This window comes from Cobetia sp. 2AS, assembly GCF_029846355.1.
GTDB lineage: Bacteria > Pseudomonadota > Gammaproteobacteria > Pseudomonadales > Halomonadaceae > Cobetia > Cobetia amphilecti.
Map to the genome: position 1 here is coordinate 796,062 of NZ_JARWKQ010000001.1, position 19,100 is coordinate 815,161.

The following is a 19,100-nucleotide window of genomic DNA, read 5'->3' on the forward strand; positions in this document are numbered from 1 at the left end:
GCGAGATGATACCGGGCTTCCAGCCAGTGCCGAGCGCATTGGTCAGCAAGGCATTCGAACGCTCCGTCGATGGCTTCATCACTGGGGAAGTGATCTTCGTGGATGTTTGAAGGGGGCATGATAAAGGCACCTGATGCCGTGATTGACGTTCAGCATTGAGACTCTGAACCAGCATCGCCGACAAGGAGGGCCGAGGCTCCCCTTGTCGGCGATGCTGCAAAAGCCTGCCGTGACTGGGGCGTTTTCGACGCTGGAGTACATCAATTGCATTGGGTGCAACGCACAGTTGCAGGATTACGGAAGAAAGGTGTGCTAGTTTCCAGAACACAAATCGAACCAATTATTATTTGCACCAAGGGAATGTCGATGAAAGTGTCTGGACTCACGCTATCTGTCACCACGTTATTGCTGGCCTCTCTGCCATTGAGCGCGCAAGCTCACGAGGTTGAAGGAGGCGCGCATGGTCCCTCAGTCGTCAGTCTGGACTGGGGGGCTGCCGATACGCTGGATGAGCTCGGCCTGTCTGAGCATCTGATCGGTGTGTCGCACAAGCCCGCGCCTGCCTACGTGGCGCATCTGGTGGAGGGGCGAGCAGACATCGGCGGGCTCAAGGAGCCTGATGTCGAGGCGATCGCGGGACTGGAGCCGGACCTGATTCTCGTCACCGGCCGTCAGTCTGGATCGCTAGAGGCGCTGAAGGCGGTGGCGGAAACACGCGATGTGACTCTTGCAGAAGGCGACTATTTCGAGGCACTGAGCGGCAAGGTACTGAGCCTGGCATCTGAGTACCATGCCCAGGAAAAGGCACGTGAGCACTTGGCAGCGCTTGAGTCGGATATCGCGACGGCTCGTGAAGGGCTGGCGGAGGATCTCGAGGCACTGGTCGTGATCCATAACGACGGTCGCTACATCCTGCGCCAGGAGCCGGTCGTGACGGAGCTTCTGCAGATCGCCCAGCCTGAGCTGCCGGATTCCGTGGAGCCGGTCAGCCGTGGCAAGCGCACCTTCTACCCGCTGTCACCGGCAAACATCGCCGAGATGGCGCCGGATGCGCTCTATGTGATCGATCGCAGTGCCGCCATCGGTCAGACCCCGATGGATGCTGAGGCGCTGAAAGCCGCGTTGGCCGACGCTGGCGGTGAGACCATTGGCGTTACCGTGCTCTCGCCTGGCCTCTGGTATCTCTCCGGCAGTGGGCTGCAGAGCGTGCGGGCCCAGATGAATGAGATTCTCGAAGGGCTGTAAGATCACGCTTGGACCACTATCAACACCGCTCTGGCAGTCTGCAGAGCGGTGTTTTTCGTTCTATGCATTGTGTTGCATGCTTTGCGTTGCAGGGTGCGGCCGCCACGGAGACAGATGCGCCCGATACGGGGTCTGACATTCCCGAGAAGACAAATAGAACACCTTCCTTTGCATCCGCGCGCGAGGAACTGCCGTATCTCATTGCATCAGTCATGCAGGAAGCTTGGCCGTGGAGACATCACTGCCGGGGAGCATGATGAACGCTGAGGCCGACAGGTTTCGTGAATCAAGATGAGTGGAGTGAGGATGAGGCATGCAAGGTAATTATCAAGGAATCAAGCAGGGCAGTATCGGCTATTACGTTGGCGTATTCGGTGTTGCGTTGCTCTTGCTATGGCTGGGAGCCTACAAATTCACTCCCACGGAAGCGGGCCTCATTCATCCGCTGGTCGAGAACCATTTTGCCATGGGTTGGCTCTATGACGTGATGTCGGTACAAGCGGTATCGAACCTGGTCGGCCTGTCCGAGATCCTTGTCGCTATCGGTATTCTGCTTGGTCTCAAGTACAGGAAGGTAGCGTTCTATTCTGGTCTCGCGGCCAGTGCCATATTCTTGACGACACTGAGCTTTCTGTTCACGACTCCCGACGTTTGGAAAGTGACCGATGGCGTATTGATCGCCAACTTCTTCTTGGTAAAGGACGTACTTTTCCTGGCGATAGCCATCAGCATGATCGAGAGAAATGCCCCAGAAAAGCGTTGATACGCTGAGCGACTTTTTCGTCGCAGTAGTGAGGTATTCGCACATCCTTCACCCTCGCCAGGTAGTGCTTCAGCCGGTTGGAGAATACTGAGCGACGAGGTGACTCAAGGGCCCGCTGCATCAGCAGCGGGCCCTTGTCGTTGTGATGCACTGCTGGCGAGTCAGTGCACATCTGTTCGCGTCAGCTGCCAGTTGGCATGGCTCAGCGCTGCTTGAGCTGATCGCGCAGGCCGGTCGGAACCTGCTTGATGATCAGACGGTCACTCGCTTCATCGTATTCCACCGAGTCGCCCAGCAGGTGCGAGTCAAAGCTGATCGAGACACCCGCGGCGCGCCCGGTGAAACGCTTGAACTGGTTGAGCGTCTTCTTGTCCGGCGGGATTTCCGGCGACAGTCCGTAGTCACTGTTGCGAATGTGATCGTAGAAGGCCTGCGGGTGCTCTTCATCGATCAGCTCAGACAACTGATCCAGCGTGATCGGCTCGCCGAGCTTGGCCTGGTCGGTAGCGTAATCGACCAGGGTGTCGGTCTTCTGCCGGCTGGCTTCCTCGGCCATGTCTTCCTTCTCGACATAGTCGCTGAACGCCTTGAGCAGGGTGCGGGTTTCCTGGCCGGCATCCCGCTGCTCCTGTGCGCCCAGCGTCTCGGCGAAGGCCTCGGCGAGCTTGGTGCGTCCGCGATCGCGCGCCCAGGACAGATAGGGGTGAGACGTCGAGCTGCCTTGCCACTGACTGATATCCAGTCGTGCGGCCAGCGACATCTGGGTCATGTTGAGCTGACGGGCAGGCGTTACCGCGAGGGACTCGTCGATCGCGAAGCCATCACGATGGTGCAGCAACGCCATGAACAGGTGGCGCGTCTCGCCCTGTTGGTGATCCACCACCAGCAGATGGCCGCCTGTCGGGAGGTTGTCATCGATCAACGGCATGAGTCGACCGGCAAGCGTCTGGGTCAGGCTCGCGAAATCGCTATCACCTGCGAGGAAAGACGCCAACTCGGCGGGGAAGGGGGCAGGTGCGTCTTCATTGAAACGCCCCCAGTTCTTGGCCTTGCCGTGGTAGGCGTCATTGAGCCCGGACACCAGATTCTCCAGTGCATCGGATGCCGGCAGGGCGGTGGCGGCAGGCACCAGCTGGGCCGGCGTCTCGCTATTGCCCTTGTCGATACGGTGAATGATGCTGTGCAGGATCGGCATGGAAACCTCCCTCGGCTGCGATGAACGGGCTGGGGATGATACCTGCCACGCCCCATAGCGTCACTCCTGGCGACATCTCCTCACGGGCAGGTCTCGCCCTGGATCAGCTGTGTCGAGAGTCGGTGTGATGAGGCGGGCTCCAGCCCCAGAATCATTCGCGCGGCAAGGCGGCCTTTCTCGGTACTGTCCTGGTGGACGGTGGTCAGGCGCGGTGACCGATATTGTCCTTCCTCGATGCCATCGAAGCCGGTGATACGCAGATCCTCGGGAATTCGGATGCCACGTTGTTCGGCCAGGGTCACGGCGGTCAGAGCAATGCGGTCTGACATGCACAGCAGGAGGTCTGGCCGCTCGCTGGCCGGCAGGTCGAGTATCTCTGCCAGCACCGGTGCGCAGACTTCATAGGTGTTTTCCTCGATGTTCCACATCGCGACGTCTTGCAAAGACACCTCTTTCTCAGCCAGGGCGCGATGAAACCCTGCCAGACGCGAGCGAGTAATGGTACGGCCGGCCGGAAGCAGCGTATGGGCGTCGGTGATGGGGCCATTGCAGGGCGTGTCGGTCAGGCGCAGGTTGACGATGCCGATGCGACTGGCGGGTGTCTTCAAGGCATGTTGCGCGATGGCGTAGCAGGCGGGCTCATCATCCACGTGGATGGCAGGGTGATCGCCCAGATCGAAGTCGACCGCCACGATGGGCTTGTGACCCGCGCTCTGGAGTTCTTCCACCAGCGCCATGCTGGCCATCAGCCCGTAGACGATGAAGCCATCGGCAATGCTGGAAGACCCCGGCACCTGAGAGGCATCCTGGCGACCCGAGAGCAGCAGCAGGGTATGGCCGTGGGCGTCCAGCACTTCGGCGATGCCCGACAACAGCTCGCTGGCGACGGCATCCTTGAGGCTGTAGGTCAGTGTCTCCGCGAGTACCACGGCGATGATCCGTGAGCGCCCCGTACGCAGGCTTCGCGCCTTGGCGTCCGGACCACGATAGCCCAGCCGTTTGGCCTCCTCGAGAATCCGCTCGCGCAATGCAGGCGAGAGCTGGTCAGGGCGGTTGAAGGCGTTGGAGACGCTGGCGGTGGAGACGCCGAGTTGTGCGGCTAGCTCCTTGAGAGTGATGCGGCGAGGCGATGACACAGGCGTCGGGTTCCTGAAGATGAAAAGCTTGAACGATTAAGTGCAGAGATAGCATATCGCCGCGTACCAGAAATGCCCAGAAAGTGTCGGAGTTGGCCGACCGAGCGGCCAACTGCGCACAAGGCGTCCAGCCGGGAAACGCCTGCTAGCGGCCCTGTACTTGCGAGGTATCGGCTGGCACGACCAGCCAGGCTGCCATCCCCGGCGCCAGACTCAATTGGCCCGCCTCAAGGATAGGCGTGGCCATGCCGGGCAAAGAGATGATCTCTATCGGGTCATGATGCTGGCCATGCAGTGTTCGCGAGCCCAGCAGGGCTGTCAGGTCGAGCATGACGGGGGCGTTGTCGTTTTCCGGGGCGTGGTCTGATTGGTGTCCCAGGTTGGCCAGGCACATCATCTGCTGATGACGGTCGTGACGTATCACACCAAAGACACCCTTCGGCAACACGGACGGGGAGATGAGCGTCTGTTGCCCCGTCTTGAGCAGCGTGCTTTCGCCACGCAGTCTCAGCAGCCGGCGAACGTGATTCAGCAGACTCTCGGGCACCTCTTGTTGCAGCGAGACCGCCTGTGACTGGTGTTGGGCATTGACGGGAAGCCAGGGCGATAGGGAGTCGGCGCAGAAGCCACCATGGCGATGAGGCTCCCACACCATGGGCGTGCGACATCCATCGCGTCCCTTGACCTCGGGCCAGAGCGCGATTCCGAAGGGGTCCTGCAGCTCGGCGTAGCTCAGCTTTGCTTCCTCGAATCCAAGCTCTTCGCCCTGGTAGAGACAGAGGCTGCCCCGCAATGAGCAGAGAACCGTCAGAGCCAGCAAGGCGCGTGCGCTCCCCCAGCGACTGGCGCTGCGCGGAACATCATGATTGGACAATGCCCAGCACGGCCAGGCGTCACCGGCATGTTCGGCAAAGCGTGCCAGAACGGCGTGCAAGTCCACGGCATCGCCCGTGCTGTTGAGCAGGTCGAAGGTGTAGGCCATATGCAGGCGGTGCTGGCCCGCTGTGTAGGCTGCCATGGCGGGAAGCGGGTCGCTGCCCCCGACCTCGCCGACGCTGGTGGCGCCGGGGTATTCCTCCAGCAGGGCACGAATCTCTTCCAGATAGTCGAGATTCTCCGGCTGATCCGCATTGTGTTTCAGCAGTTGATAGCTGCGGGGATGACCACGGCTACGGTAGTCGTCCGAGGACGGCGGATTGTCCGTCAGCGCCTGGTCATGGAAGTAGAAGTTGGCGGTGTCGAAGCGGAACCCGTCGACGCCCAGCTCCAGCCAGAAGCGCAGATTGTCGAGCTGTGCCTGACGCACCTCGGGATGATGGAAGTTGAGGTCCGGCTGGCTGGCGAGAAAGTTGTGCAGATAATACTGGCAGCGCCGTGAATCGAAGGTCCAGGCCGGGCCACCGAAGGCGGCTAACCAGTTGTTGGGCGCACCGCCATCCGGGCGCGGGTCTGCCCAGACATACCAGTCAGCCTTGGCATTGTCCCGGGATTGGCGACTTTCCCGGAACCACGCATGCTGATCGGAGCTGTGTGACAGCACCTGATCAATGATGACGCCCAACCCGAGCTCATGTGCGCGGGCGACGAGCCGCGAGAAGTCCTCCAGAGTGCCGAACAGGGGATCGATGTCACGGTAGTCCGAGACGTCATAGCCGAAGTCCTGCATGGGCGAGGTGAAGATGGGGGAGACCCAGATGGCGTCCACCCCCAGGGTCGCGAGGTAGTCCAGACGTTGGATGATGCCGGCAATATCGCCGACACCATCGCCATTGGCGTCCATGAAGCTGCGCGGATAGATCTGATAGAGCGTTGCGCCGCGCCACCAGTCGTGTGCGGCATGGCGATGGAGTTGGGTAGATGTCATTGCACGATCCTTGTTGTCGAGGCGGCAGGGGGCACGGGCATGCTAGAGCGCCGGAAAGGCCCCGCGTCTCTGCGCGAGACCTTCCGGGCGTCATCAGTCTGCAGGCGCAAGGCCTGGCGGGGTGAGGCCGTTGGCGTTACCAGCCGCGGCGTCCGATGCGGGTGAGTTCTCTCCCGAGCGCTTCCACCGCCTGAGCACCGGTTCCCTCGCCCGACAGCACCTGATGGGTGCGATTGAAGAAGGCATTGGAGACGCGTGCGTAGGCATCTCCCGTCACCGAGGCCGGGCGCGCGACGCCGGTTCTGAGCGCTTCATAGAGCTCCCCCATCGAGGGGTTGCTCGCCAGCACCTCGTCATCCTGATAGAGGTGTTCGATGGTGGGGTTGCGCCCCATCTTCATGGCGTGGGCCTTCTGCTGCGGAGCGGCGGTGATGTAGGCGACCAGCTCCGCTGCGGCCTGTGGGTGCTCCGAGTAGCGTGATACCGCAAGATTCCAACCGCCCAGGGTTGCGCGTGACTCGCCCTGCGGGCCATGAGGGAGGGGCGCCATGCCGACCTTGCCTGCCACCGGACTGCCCTCGGCCTGGCTGAGCTTCCAGACATAGGGCCAGTTGCGCAGGAACAGCGCATTGCCCGACTGGAACAGACCACGTGACTCCTCCTCGGTATGATTCAGCGCGCCTTCCGGAGCGATGCTGCCGATCCAGGAGGCGGCAAGGTCGAGTGCCTCGGCGGCGCGCGAGTTGTCGATGGTGACCTCACCGGCATCATCCACCAGGGTGCCGCCGCCCTGGCTTGCGACCCACTCCAGTGCGTTGCAGGTCAGCCCCTCGTAGGCGCGCCCCTGGAAGCTGTATCCCCAGAAATCGGCATTGCCGGCGTCACGTTCCGCCGCCTGGATCGTGCGCGCCGTCTCGGTGAGTTGCTGCCAAGTCTCCGGCACCTGCTGGTCGTATTTTTCCAGCAGGTCCTTGCGGTAATAGAGCACGCCTGCGTCGGTGTACCAGGGCATGGCCACCAGACGTCCCGCTACGGTGCCGTTGTCGACCAGCACGGGGAAGAAGCCCTCGGTGGCATCGTCGGGCAGGTAACGGGAAAGGTCGACCAGGTGATCGTCGAGCAGCCCAGGCCACGCCATGTCGACGATCAGCACGTCGATATCACTGGAACCGCTGCTCAGCAGCTGCTGATACAGCGAGAGCTTCTCGGTGGTGTCGTTGGGAGTGGAGATCACATTGACACGATTGCCGGACTGCTCGGCCCATTGCTGGGCGAGCTCCGGACACATGTCGGAATCTCCGCCGGGGCCACAGGCAATCGTGACCTCGGTGGCCAATGCGAGGGGTGCCGTCAATGAGGCCCCGCTCAACAACAGGGCACCGGCGCTACCCTTGAGGGTCGTGAGCATCCGTTGGCGTGGGGTGCTGATAACAGAAGGCATGGCGTGCGACTCCATCATTGTGATTGTTGTTGCGGCGTCCGGGATGACCGTCATCCACCGAGCATCCCGTGAAGCATCGAATCTGCCAGGCGTCAGTTGAGGGCGAGCCACATGGCGCTGCCTGGCATCAGCGACAGGGGGTGGTGAGAGGCGTGTGTCGCCGTGACACCGGCGATCTCGAGGGTGGTCCAGGTGGTGATGTCTGGCGCCAGTTGACTCGGGTCGATCACGCTCGGCGTATCGCCTGTCCCGAGGTGTGCCAGACACAGCAGGCGTTGCGCTCCATGCTGGCGCACGCTGGCGAAGACGTCGTCCGGGAGCCGCTCGGGGGCAATCAGGGTCTGATCACCCTCGCGCAGCACCTGGCTGGTGCCGCGATAGCGCAGCAGGCGACGCGCTCGCGACAGGAAGCTGTCATCACGGCGTTCCTGCTGCGCCACCGACAATGGCAACTGGCGTGGGGAGACCGGTAACCAGGGCGTGGCCTCAACGCCGGACTTCGACGCACAGCGGCTGAATCCACCGTTCAGGCTGTCATCCCAGACCATCGGCGTGCGACAGCCATCGCGGCCCTTGATCTCGGGCCACAGGTTGATGCCGAAAGGGTCCTGCAGGTCCTCGAAGGCCAGCTCCGCTTCGGGAAGCCCCAGTTCTTCTCCCTGATAGAGGCACAGGCTGCCACGCAGCGAACACAACACCGTCAGGGCGAGCAGGGCGCGCGATTCTCCCCAGCTGGTCGCACTGCGTTCCACGTCATGATTGGACAGGGCCCAGCAAGGCCAGGTGTCTTCGCCTTGCTCGGCAAAGCGCGTCAGCACGTCGTAAAGCGCGCGGGCATCGCCATCACTGTTGAGCAGGTCAAAGGTGTAGGCCATGTGCAGGCGGCGTTGGCCGGCGGTATAGGCAGCCATGGTCGGGAGAGGGTCATTGCCGGCGATCTCGCCGACACTGGTGGTGCCCGGGTACTCATCGAGCATGTCGCGGATGCGCTCCAGATACGCCAGATTCTCCGGTTGCTCGATATTGTGCTGCATTCGCTGATAGCTCTGCGGGTTGCCCGGGTTGACGCCTTCGCGCGCCATCGCTGGGTTGTCGGTCAAGGCGCGGTCATGGAAGTAGTAATTGACGACGTCGAAGCGGAAGCCGTCCACCCCCAGATCCAGCCAGAAGCGCAGGTTGTCCAGCTGCGCCTGGCGCACCTCGGGATGATGGAAATTCAGATCCGGCTGACTGGCCAGGAAGTTGTGCAGATAGTACTGGCGGCGCTTGGCATCGAAGGTCCAGGCGCGGCCACTGAAGGCTGCCATCCAGTTGTTGGGCGGGTTGCCATCTGGGAGCGGGTCGGCCCAGACATACCAGTCGGCCTTGGCGTTGTGGCGGTCCTGACGGCTTTGCTGGAACCAGACGTGTTGATCGGAGCTGTGAGACAGCACCTGGTCGATGATCACGCGCAACCCCAGCTGGTGGGCTTGCGAGACCAGGTGCTTGAAATCCTCCAGGTGGCCGAACATCGGGTCGACATCCCGATAGTCCGCGACGTCATAGCCGAAATCCTTCATCGGCGAGGTGAAGAAAGGGGATAGCCAGATGGCATCCACGCCGAGACTGGCCACATGGGGCAGGCGCTCGATGATGCCGGCCAGGTCGCCGATGCCGTCGCCGTTGGCATCCATGAAACTGCGGGGGTAGATCTGATAGATCGTGGCACCACGCCACCAGTCGAGGCGTGCGTGAGGGTCGAGTTGAGACAGGGTCATCATGACCTCCTTGTGAGTCGCGTGATCGGCAAGCGGGAGATTCAGTGCGCCTCGCCAACACAGCGCGCGATGGCAACGCCGTGGGGCGGCAGCGTCAGGCGACCTGCCTGCCAGTGACCATTGATCATGCCGGGGGCATCCTCGAGGGCTTCCGCTCGCCAGGCGGTCTCCAGAGTCAGGGCCTGGGCAGAGAAGTTGAGCGCGATCAGCAACGACTCGCCGTCTGAGAGACGCGTGAAGCAGATGACCTCCTCATGCAGCGAGTGGAAGTGGATCTCCCCTCGGCTGAGAGCGGAGTGACGGCGGCGGAAGGCGAGCAGCTCCCGACTGGCATTCAACAGCGATGCCGGGTCGTGTTCCTGATGGTCGACGGCCAAGGCATGGTGGAAGTCGGGAACCGGCAACCAGGGAGACACGCGAGAGAAGCCCGCATGCGACTCACCGGCCTGCCACGGCATGGGCGTCCGGCAGCCGTCGCGTCCCTTGTAGCGTGGCCAGAAGGTGATGCCGGCGGGGTCCACCAGCTGGTCATGGCGTAGCTGGGCTTCGCTCAGTCCCAGCTCTTCGCCCTGATACAGGCAGACGCTGCCGCGCTGGGTCAGCAGGAAGGCGAGATAGAGGCGCAGGCGCGCCGGCGAGGCTTCGGCGTCCCAGCGCGTTGCCAGACGTGTGACATCGTGGTTTCCCAGCGCCCAGCACGGCCAGCCGTCCCCGATCTGTGCTTCCATCGTCTGCAGGGTCGCCAGGAGGTGGTCGGGTGAGGCGTTCTCGGTCAGCAGATCGAAGGAATAGGCCATGTGCAGCCGCTGGTCGCCCCGGGTGTACTCGGCCATCACGCGCAAGGAGTCATCGTCGCCGACCTCGCCAACGCTGGTGGTGCCGGGGTATTCATCGAGCAGACTCCGCAGCCGTTCGAGAACGGCGAGGTTCTCGGGTTGGGTCTTGTCGTGAAGATGTTGTTGATAGCCGTAGGGGTTGTCCGGGCGCACGCCAATGAAGCCCTCAGCGATCTCGCGCCGCGGCGGGTTATCCTTTAGCTCACCATGTGTACAGAAGTTGATGGCATCCAGGCGGAAACCATCCACCCCCCGCTCCAGCCAGAATCGCACTTCTTCAAGAATGGCCGTCACGACATCGGGGTGATGGAAGTTGAGGTCCGGCTGCTCGATCAGGAAGTTGTGCAGGTAGTACTGGCAGCGGCGAGTATCCCATTGCCACGCGGAGCCCCCGAAGATCGATTGCCAGTTGGTGGGCGGTGCGCCATCGGGTCTGGGGTCTGCCCAGACATACCAGTCGGCGCGCGGGTTATCGCGGCTCTGGCGGCTTTCCTCGAACCACGGGTGGGCGTCGGAGGTGTGTGAGAGCACCTGATCGATGATGACTTTCAGGCCGCGCGCATGCGCTGCCTCGACCAGACGGTCGAAGTCCTCCAGGGTGCCGAACATCGGGTCGACATCGCGATAGTCGCTGATGTCATAGCCGAAGTCCTTCATGGGCGAGGTGAAGAAGGGAGATAGCCAGATCGCATCGACATTCAGCGAGGCGATGTAATCCAGGCGCTCGAGGATGCCCGGCAGATCACCGATGCCATCGCCATTGCTGTCCTGAAAGCTGCGCGGGTAGATCTGATAGATGACGGCACCGCGCCACCAATCGTGGGCCGACACCTGGGTGTCTCGAATCGTGGACATGCGAGTCTCCTGGGCGGGAGCCATGGCTCCCGCCCGTGCGGTCCTTGCGGAGAATGAAGCGGTTGGCCTGAGGCGCCGTGAGTAGGCGCTGGATACTCAGTCCTGGCTGCCAGGTCCTCGAGGAAAAGCCCTGCAGAACAGGCCCTGAACGTCAGGCTGCCTGGCGTTGCTGGGTCAGGCTCAGCGCGCGATCCTGGCTGTCGAAGAGATGCACGTGCTCCAGGTCCGGCACCAGCGCGACGCGTTGGCCGATCTTCCACTGACTGGGGGCTTCACTGCGGTGGATCAGCAGGCTGTCGCCGTCTTTCGGGTCCAGATAGACATAGACTTCGTTGCCCAGGTACTCGACGTTGACGATCTCGAAGGCGTTGTCGCCACGGGCCTCTTCCAGGCAGAGGTGTTCGGGACGAATCCCCAGCGTCAGGCGGCTGCCAGTGCGTTCGTCGCCGGCATCGCGAGGCAGATCCAGTTCGCCGATCCCGGGCGTCGAGATGCGACAGCCATTGCCCTCGCTTCGCAGCAGCTCTGCCGGCAGGAAGTTCATGGTCGGGGAGCCGATGAAGCCGGCCACGAAGCGGGTCGCCGGCGCCTGATAGAGCGTCTGGGGGCTGCCGACCTGTTCGATACGCCCATCACGCAGTACCACGATCTTGTCGGCCAGCGTCATGGCTTCGACCTGGTCATGGGTGACGTAGACCATGGTGGAGCCCAGGCGATGGTGCAGGCGGGCGATCTCGTTGCGCATCTGGACGCGCAGCGAGGCATCCAGGTTGGAGAGCGGCTCGTCGAACAACAGGATCTTGGGCTCACGCGCCATGGCGCGCCCCATGGCGACGCGCTGGCGCTGGCCACCGGAAAGCTCCTTGGGCTTGCGATTCAGCAACTCCTCGAGCTGGAGGATGCGCGCCGTTTCCATCACGCGCTGCTCGACGTTGTCCTTGTCGGCCTTGGCAAGCTTGAGGCCGAAGGCCATGTTCTCGTACACCGTCATGTGCGGGTAGAGCGCATAGGACTGGAAGACCATGCCCACGCCGCGCTCACGCGGGGGGAGGTCATTGACCAGATCGCCGGCGATATGCATCTCACCTTCGGTGATCGATTCCAGCCCGGCGATCAGGCGCAGCAAGGTCGACTTGCCACAGCCTGACGGCCCGACGAAGACCACGAATTCTCCGCTGCCGATCTTCAAGTCCAGATCCTTGATGATGTGCGTGCTGCCGAAGGTCTTGTTGATCTTGGAGAGGGTTACGCTTGTCATCTTGCGACTCCCAGCCGGTGCTCGGCACCGGCTTTCGAAAGAAGGTTAGTCGAGTGCCAGGAAGGCAGCCTGATAGGCCGGCAGTGCCAGGCGCGCTGCCTGGGGCTGAGCCTCGTCCAGTTCGGCAGTGAAGCCCGTGCCCTCGAGAAGGCGCGCGCCGCCTGCGTAGGCTTGCGGCAGTGCGGTGGTCCGTTCGGTGCCGGTCAGGTTGAAGAGACACAGCATGCGCTGGCCATCGTGCTCGCGCTGAAAGCCCAGCAGCTCGTCACCCACGTCCACCAGTTCAATGTTCCCCTCGCGCAGGACCGGGTGTTGGCGGCGGAAATTCAGCAGGGTGCGTGTGGCATGCAATACCGAGTTGGCGTCGTCTTCCTGATTGGCCACGGCCAGTGGCAGGTGGCGTTCATCGACCGGCAGCCAGGGCTCGACATTCGAGAAGTCCCCCCGGGCCATCTGACGCCAGGGCATGGGAGTCCGGCAACCGTCGCGGCCCTTGAATTCCGGCCACAGCACCTTGCCGTAGGGGTCCTGAATGCGCTCGAAGGGCACCTCGGCTTCCGGCAGGCCCAGCTCCTCACCCTGGTAGAGGCAGACGCTGCCGCGCAGTGACAACACCATGGCCAGGGCGACCTTGGGATAGGCCACCGGGTCTTCGTCGGCACCCCAGCGTGTAGCGCTGCGCACGACGTCGTGGTTCGACAGGGCCCAGCATGGCCAGGCATCACCGGCCAGGCGCTGGAAGCGCTCGATGACTTCTCGCAGATAGCCTGCGGAGTGCGGGGCATTGAGCAAATCAAACCCGTAGGCCATGTGCAGCTTGTCGCCCCCGGCGGTGTACTCCGCCATGCGCTCCAGCGGCTTGTCATCACCGATTTCGCCCACTGTGGTGGTACCCGGGTATTCATCCATCAGGGCGCGCAGGTCTTTGAGGAAGTCGAGGTTTTCCGGGCGGCTCAGGTCATAGACGTGGCGCTGCCAGGTATAGGGGTTGGAATCCGGCGCGCCCAGTGTCTTGGCTTCGCCTGCCGGTACCGGCGGATTGTCGCGCAGGGCCTGGTCGTGGAAGTAGAAGTTGACGGTATCCAGTCGGAAGCCATCGACGCCAAGTTCCAGCCAGAAGCGCATGTTGTCGAGCTGAGCCTGACGGGCCTCTGGGTGGTGGAAGTTCACGTCGGGCTGGCTGGTCAGGAAGTTATGCAGGTAATACTGCTGGCGGCGCGAATCGAAGGTCCAGGCCGAGCCGCCGAAGATCGACAGCCAGTTGTTGGGCGGCGTGCCGTCGGGCTTGGGGTCTGCCCACACGAACCAGTCGGCCTTGTCATTCGTACGGTCCTGACGGCTTTGCTGGAACCAGGGATGCTCATCGGAGGTGTGGCTGATCACCTGGTCGATCATGACCTTGAGATTGAGCGAGTGAGCGCGCTCCAGCAGCACCTTGAAGTCCTCCAGGGTGCCGAACATCGGGTCGACATCACGGTAATCGCTGATGTCATACCCGAAGTCGAGCATCGGAGAGGTGAAGAAGGGCGACAGCCAGATGCCATCCACGCCCAGGGAGGCCACGTAATCGAGTCTGGCGGTGATGCCCGGCAGATCCCCGATCCCGTCGCCGTTGCTGTCCAGGAAGCTGCGCGGGTAGATCTGGTAGATGACGCCACCGCGCCACCAGCTGGAGGAGGTCTGCATTTGGGCTTCGAGCAATGACATGAAGATTATCCTTTGACGGCGCCGGCGGTCAGGCCGGATACGATGCGGCGCTGGAAGATCATCACCAGGATGACCAGCGGTATGGTGACGGTGACGGAGGCGGCCATGATGGGGCCCCAGGGGAGCTCATGCTGGCTGCCGCCGGAGATCAGGGCGATGGCGACCGGCACGGTGCGTTCGCTGTCGGTCAGCGTGAAGGTCAAGGCGAACAGGAACTCGTTCCAGGCCGCGATGAAGGCGAGCAACCCGGTGGTGGCCATGGCCGGCCACATCAGGGGCAGGAAGACCTTGGTGATGGTCTCCCACGGCGTAGCGCCGTCCATGATCGCGGCCTCTTCCAGTTCCATGGGCAGCTGACGCATGAAGGTCGTCAGCACCCAGACAGTGAAGGGCAGCGTGAAGATGGTGTAACTGAGAATCAGGCCACCAGGGTTGTTGTAGAGATTCAGGCTGCGAATCACCTCGAACAGCCCTGACAGCACCGCGACCTGAGGGAACATCGAGACCCCGAGGATGATCAGCATCACGGTGGAGCGGCCGCGAAAGCGCACGCGTCCCAGTGCATAGGAGGCGGTGATACCCAGCAGCAAGGCGATCAACACGACGCTCAAGGCGATCAGGATCGAGTTGCCGATCGCCTGCAGGAAACTCTTCTGCGCAAAGATCTGGGCGTAATTGCTGAAGTCCAGTGAGGTCAGCCAGTAGTTGACCTCGAACAGCTCACTGGACGGTTTCAGTGAGGTGATGACCGCGTAATAGAAGGGGAACACGGCGTAGACGATGATGATGGCGATCAAGGCCCATTTGCCGACCAGCTTGGCGAGTCGGGTCATCTGGTAACGATTCATCGGATGCTGATTCATTTATCCACTCCCAGTTGGCGGCGGCCAAGGTAGAGGTAGACCACGACGGCCAGCGCGATGATCAGGAACAGCATCGTGGAGGCGGCACTGCCGTAGCCCACGTCCTGGAACTCCACCAGTTGCTGGCGGGCGTAGATCGACATGGTCATGGTGCTGGACGAGTTGGAGGTCAGCACATAGATGACGTCGAAGACGCGCAGTGCATCGAGAAGACGGAAGATCACGGCGACCAGCAGGGCCGGGGTGATCAATGGCAGGGTGACACGGAAGAACACCTTCACCGGGTGGATGCCATCGACCTCGGCGGCTTCATAGCAATCCTTGGGCAGCATCTGCAGCGCGGCGAGTACCAGCAGTGCCACGAACGGGATGGTCTTCCACACATCGACCATGATCACGGCCCACATCGAAAGATCGGCATCCGCCGTCCAGGCCAGTGGCGCATCGATCAGCCCCAGCCCCATCAACAGGTGGTTGATGATTCCGAACTGGTCATTGAGCATCCAGGCCCACATCTTGGCGGAGACGATGGTCGGGATGGCCCAGGGGATGAGCACCGCGGCGCGGACCAGCATGCGCCCCTTGAATTCGGCGTTGAGCAGCAGGGCCACGATGATGCCGAAGACAACTTCCAGCGACACCGAGATGACGCTGAAATAGACGGTGTTCCAGACGGAATTCCACCACACCGGGTCAGCCAGCAGGCCGTACCAGACGCCGTCGTCCTTCACGAGATAGTTTTCAAAGCCGATGAAGGCGGCGCCGGTCGTGTCCGAGAGCGAGGCATCGGTCAAGCTGAGGTAGAAGGTTCTCAGCAGTGGCCAGCCGGCCACCAGGGCCAGCGCGACCAGCATCGGCGCGAGATAGGTCCAGGCCGCACGTACCCGCTGGCGTCTGACCTTGGTGCCGCGTTTGCGGGTCCGGGCCGAGGGCGTGTCCGTCGGCACTGACTCATTGAGCGTGGTTGTCATGCGAAACCTCCCGGGTTACCAGCGACGACGTTTGATGCGAGACAGCTCGCCCTTCAGCTGAGCCACGGCCTGGGCGCCGCTCTGCTCGCCGCTCAGCACACTGTGGGTCGCATTGAAGAAGGCGTTGCTGACCTGGCCGTAGTTGTCACCGGTGACGGCAGACGGACGTGCCACGGCATTGGTGAAGGTGTCGTAGAGCGTGCCGAAGAAGGGCACGGCGGTGAGCACCTCTTCATCCTGATACAGCGCCGTGAGGGTCGGGTTGTAGGCGGCCTGGATGGCCCGGCGTTTCTGCTCGGACTCACCGGTGAGGAAAGCCACCAGCTGTGAGGCGAGCTCGGGGTTCTCGCTGTACTTCGAGACCGCCAGGTTCCAGCCGCCCAGCGCCGCTGCGCTTTCTCCCTCGGCGCCGTGAGGCAGCTTGACCACCCCGACCTTGCCAGCCACCTTGCTGTCATCGCTCTGGGTCAGCGACCAGGCGTAGGGCCAGTTGCGCATGAAGACGGCGTTGCCGGACTGGAAGATGCCGCGGGCTTCTTCCTCGGAATAATTGAGCGCCCCTTGCGGGGTGATCTCGCCGATCCAGCTGGCGGCCAGGTCGAGAGCGGAGGCCGTATTGGGGTTGTCGACGGTGATCTCGCCATCGGCATCGACAATGGCGCCACCGTCATTGCTGGCGACCCATTCCAGCGCATTACAGGTCAGGCCCTCATAGGCACGCCCCTGGAAGACGTAACCCCACATCTTCTCGCTGCCGGTCTCGCGTTCCTTGGCCTGGATCTGCGTGGCAGTCTCTGTCAGCTCCTGCCATGTCTCGGGAGGTGCGAACCCGTACTTCTCCAGCAGGTCCTTGCGGTAGTAGAGCACCCCGGCATCCGTGAACCAGGGCATGGCCACCAGGCGGCCATCGACCGTGTTGTTGTCGATGATGGTCTTGAAGTGGCCCTGCGCTGCCTTTTCGCCGAGCGTCTGGTGCAGATCAAGCAGGTGATTGCCGAGCAGGCCCGGCCAGACCACATCGATCTGCAAGACGTCGATGTCACCGGACTGGGCCGACAGAATCTGCTGGTAGAGCGAGAGGCGTTCCGTCGAGGAATTGGGCGTGGAGACGATATCGACCTCATGGCCGGTCTTGTCTTCCCAGGCAGCGACGCCCTGTTCACAGAGTTCCAGTTCGGCTCCGACCGCACCGCAGGAGATGGTCAGGTCCGCGCCCATGGCAGGGGCGGTGGTGGCTGCTCCCAGCAGGGCGAAGCTTGAGGCGATTAGCGTCTTGCGTTGCATGGTGGATCCTCGTCACTTGTTGTTGTTTGACCCGCATCGGACGTCTGGGTGGGGGAGAGTCACAACGTCGTCTGATGGTGGTTTCTTAATCGATTAAGGCGTAGTCACAGTCAAGCGATTGGCGTCGATATCCGCAACCTGAACTTTGGTCTTGCTGTCACCGATATGTCGCCAGAAATGGGAGTTTTACGCGGTGATCGCTCCCCTTTGGTCGAATTTCGACATAAGTCGTGTGTCTGGAGCGCCGGATTGCCACTAGGGTCTTAAACGATTAAGTGAATGTGGCCACCCCTCCAACGCCAACGCCAATGATTCGGGCGCCACTTCGCTGATCATCGCCAAGCGAGTGATTCGTCAACAACAACAAAGGCTCTCTTCAACATGACAACTCCCCCTCAGCACCCGCTCAAGACCCCACTCGTCATGGCCGTTGCCATAGCGGTCATGAGCACCAGTGGACTCGCCAATGCCGACGGGACAGGCGATATCGAGGCGCGGCTCGCAGAGCTGGAACAGCGTATCGATGACGCCGAACAACGGGCCAGAGCGGCTGAGCGTCGCGCCGCCGAGGCAGAGCGCGCGATGGCCGTTCAGCGCCAGTCGAATGAGGCTGATCAACCCGCGCGCGTGACCGCGCAGACCGAGGACCTCGAAGAGCGTCTGGCGGCCGTCGAGCGCCAGGCCAGTGGCGAAGAAGGTTTCTCCTTCAATGCCTATGCCCGCTCTGGGCTATTGATCGGCGAAGGAGGCAAGAGCATCGAAGGCGGCCCCTATCTCACGCCGGCGGGCTCGGTGGGCGGGGCGGTCGGGCGGCTGGGGAACGAGCCCGACACCTACGTCGAGTCGGTATTCAACTACAAGACCCGCTACGACAACGGGACGAAGGCGCTTTACCGCACCATGATTGCCGACGGAGTAGAGACCAGTAACGACTGGACCTCGGACGAGTCCAGTCTGAACGTACGACAGGTCTTCGTGGAGTTGAGCGATCTGCCGAGCTTTACCGGCGCCTTCGAGAATTCCTCCATCTGGGCGGGCAAGCGCTTCGATCGGGACAACTTCGATATCCACTGGCTAGACAGCGATTTCATCTTCCTCGCCGGGACCGGCGCAGGTATCTACGACGTCCAGCTTGCCGATGACTGGAAAGCCAACTTCTCGGTCTACGGGCGCAGTTACAGTGAATACCCGACAGAGGACTCCGATACTGGCGGTAATACCGACAACCTGACGTTCACCATGAACAACTATGTCGGCCACTGGCAGTGGATGGTCAGTGCCCTGTCGGCGGCAGACAATGAAGAGCGCGCCATGGACACGGGGGCCGAAGCGGCCGATTCCGGCTTCCACACCATGCTGGCCTACCATGGCGACAGCTTCTTTGGCCTCGCCGATGGCAGCTTCAAGGCCGCCGTGCTGCATGGCCGCGGGCTCGGCGCGGAGACCAAGGTCATCGGGGCTGACGGGAACCTGACGGATGACGCCACCTCTACTCGCCTGGGGCTTTACGGCACGACCTATCTCGCACCCAAGTGGCGCTTCGCACCAGCCGTTCTGGCAGAGGTGAGCAAAGATCGCTACGACGATGGAGATGAGTATTCCTGGGCGACCTTCAATGCGCGTCTGGCCAATGAGCTGACGACGAATTTCGAGATGCAGTACGAGCTGAGCTATCAATGGATGGACCTGGACCCAGGCTCGACAGGCACTGCCGTGGAAGGCGGGTATCGCAAGTTCACCATTGCACCGACCTTCAAGCCTGAAGTCGGTGGCTTCTGGAAGCGTCCGGAAATTCGCCTGTTCGCGTCCTGGAGTGACTGGGATGAGGAGCTCAATGATTACTCCGAAGACGATGCCCTCGGGAGTGCAGGCTTCACGGGAGGCGAATGGGCCTTCGGTGTCCAGAGCGAGGTATGGTTCTAGGA

At 62.1% G+C, this 19,100-nt stretch carries 14 protein-coding genes; 3 read left to right on the top strand and 11 right to left on the bottom strand.

Annotated features, from left to right (window positions below; all coding sequences use genetic code 11):
- Positions 1–366 precede the first annotated feature (366 nt).
- Both QD356_RS03420 and QD356_RS03425 read left to right on the top strand, forming a co-directional pair.
- The gene (locus tag QD356_RS03420; RefSeq protein WP_192837983.1) at positions 367–1,245 is read left to right on the top strand and encodes an ABC transporter substrate-binding protein; all 879 of its coding nucleotides are present in this window, start codon (positions 367–369) and stop codon (positions 1,243–1,245) included.
- A gap of 313 nt (positions 1,246–1,558) precedes the next feature.
- Positions 1,559–2,008 (top strand): DUF417 family protein, encoded by a 450-nt coding sequence (locus QD356_RS03425; RefSeq protein ID WP_192837984.1) that lies wholly within the window; start codon positions 1,559–1,561, stop codon positions 2,006–2,008.
- A gap of 202 nt (positions 2,009–2,210) precedes the next feature.
- On the opposite strand, the gene QD356_RS03430 is transcribed toward QD356_RS03425, so the two are convergent.
- The 11 genes from QD356_RS03430 to QD356_RS03480 all read right to left on the bottom strand — a co-directional run bounded on the left by QD356_RS03430 (position 2,211) and on the right by QD356_RS03480 (position 17,175).
- Positions 2,211–3,203, bottom strand: a complete 993-nt coding sequence (locus QD356_RS03430; protein ID WP_192837985.1) for a nucleoid-associated protein — start codon at positions 3,201–3,203, stop codon at positions 2,211–2,213.
- A gap of 80 nt (positions 3,204–3,283) precedes the next feature.
- A complete protein-coding gene (locus QD356_RS03435; protein WP_192837986.1) occupies positions 3,284–4,339 on the bottom strand; it encodes a LacI family DNA-binding transcriptional regulator in 1,056 nt (351 codons plus the stop codon).
- Between the two features lie 145 nt (positions 4,340–4,484).
- Positions 4,485–6,203, bottom strand: a complete 1,719-nt coding sequence (locus QD356_RS03440; RefSeq protein ID WP_192837987.1) for an alpha-amylase family glycosyl hydrolase — start codon at positions 6,201–6,203, stop codon at positions 4,485–4,487.
- A 136-nt stretch (positions 6,204–6,339) separates the two neighbouring features.
- A complete protein-coding gene (locus QD356_RS03445; protein WP_225996395.1) occupies positions 6,340–7,644 on the bottom strand; it encodes an ABC transporter substrate-binding protein in 1,305 nt (434 codons plus the stop codon).
- A gap of 92 nt (positions 7,645–7,736) precedes the next feature.
- A complete protein-coding gene (locus tag QD356_RS03450; protein WP_192837988.1) occupies positions 7,737–9,401 on the bottom strand; it encodes an alpha-amylase family glycosyl hydrolase in 1,665 nt (554 codons plus the stop codon).
- Positions 9,402–9,442: 41 nt separating this feature from the next.
- A complete protein-coding gene (locus QD356_RS03455; RefSeq protein ID WP_192837989.1) occupies positions 9,443–11,092 on the bottom strand; it encodes an alpha-amylase family glycosyl hydrolase in 1,650 nt (549 codons plus the stop codon).
- Between the two features lie 151 nt (positions 11,093–11,243).
- A complete protein-coding gene (gene ugpC, locus QD356_RS03460) occupies positions 11,244–12,350 on the bottom strand; it encodes a sn-glycerol-3-phosphate ABC transporter ATP-binding protein UgpC (protein ID WP_107335103.1) in 1,107 nt (368 codons plus the stop codon).
- A gap of 45 nt (positions 12,351–12,395) precedes the next feature.
- Positions 12,396–14,036 (bottom strand): alpha-glucosidase, encoded by a 1,641-nt coding sequence (locus QD356_RS03465; protein ID WP_192838262.1) that lies wholly within the window; start codon positions 14,034–14,036, stop codon positions 12,396–12,398.
- A gap of 26 nt (positions 14,037–14,062) precedes the next feature.
- Positions 14,063–14,905 (bottom strand): carbohydrate ABC transporter permease, encoded by an 843-nt coding sequence (locus tag QD356_RS03470; RefSeq protein ID WP_043334057.1) that lies wholly within the window; start codon positions 14,903–14,905, stop codon positions 14,063–14,065.
- Positions 14,906–14,916: 11 nt separating this feature from the next.
- Positions 14,917–15,891 (bottom strand): sugar ABC transporter permease, encoded by a 975-nt coding sequence (locus QD356_RS03475; protein WP_043334056.1) that lies wholly within the window; start codon positions 15,889–15,891, stop codon positions 14,917–14,919.
- 15 nt (positions 15,892–15,906) lie between these two features.
- Entirely contained in the window at positions 15,907–17,175 is a 1,269-nt protein-coding gene (locus QD356_RS03480; protein ID WP_192837990.1) for an ABC transporter substrate-binding protein, read from the bottom strand.
- A 381-nt stretch (positions 17,176–17,556) separates the two neighbouring features.
- On the opposite strand from QD356_RS03480, the gene QD356_RS03485 reads away from it, so the two are divergent.
- Positions 17,557–19,098, top strand: coding sequence for a carbohydrate porin (locus QD356_RS03485; protein ID WP_225996396.1), 1,542 nt, complete (start codon positions 17,557–17,559; stop codon positions 19,096–19,098).
- Positions 19,099–19,100: the final 2 nt, after the last annotated feature.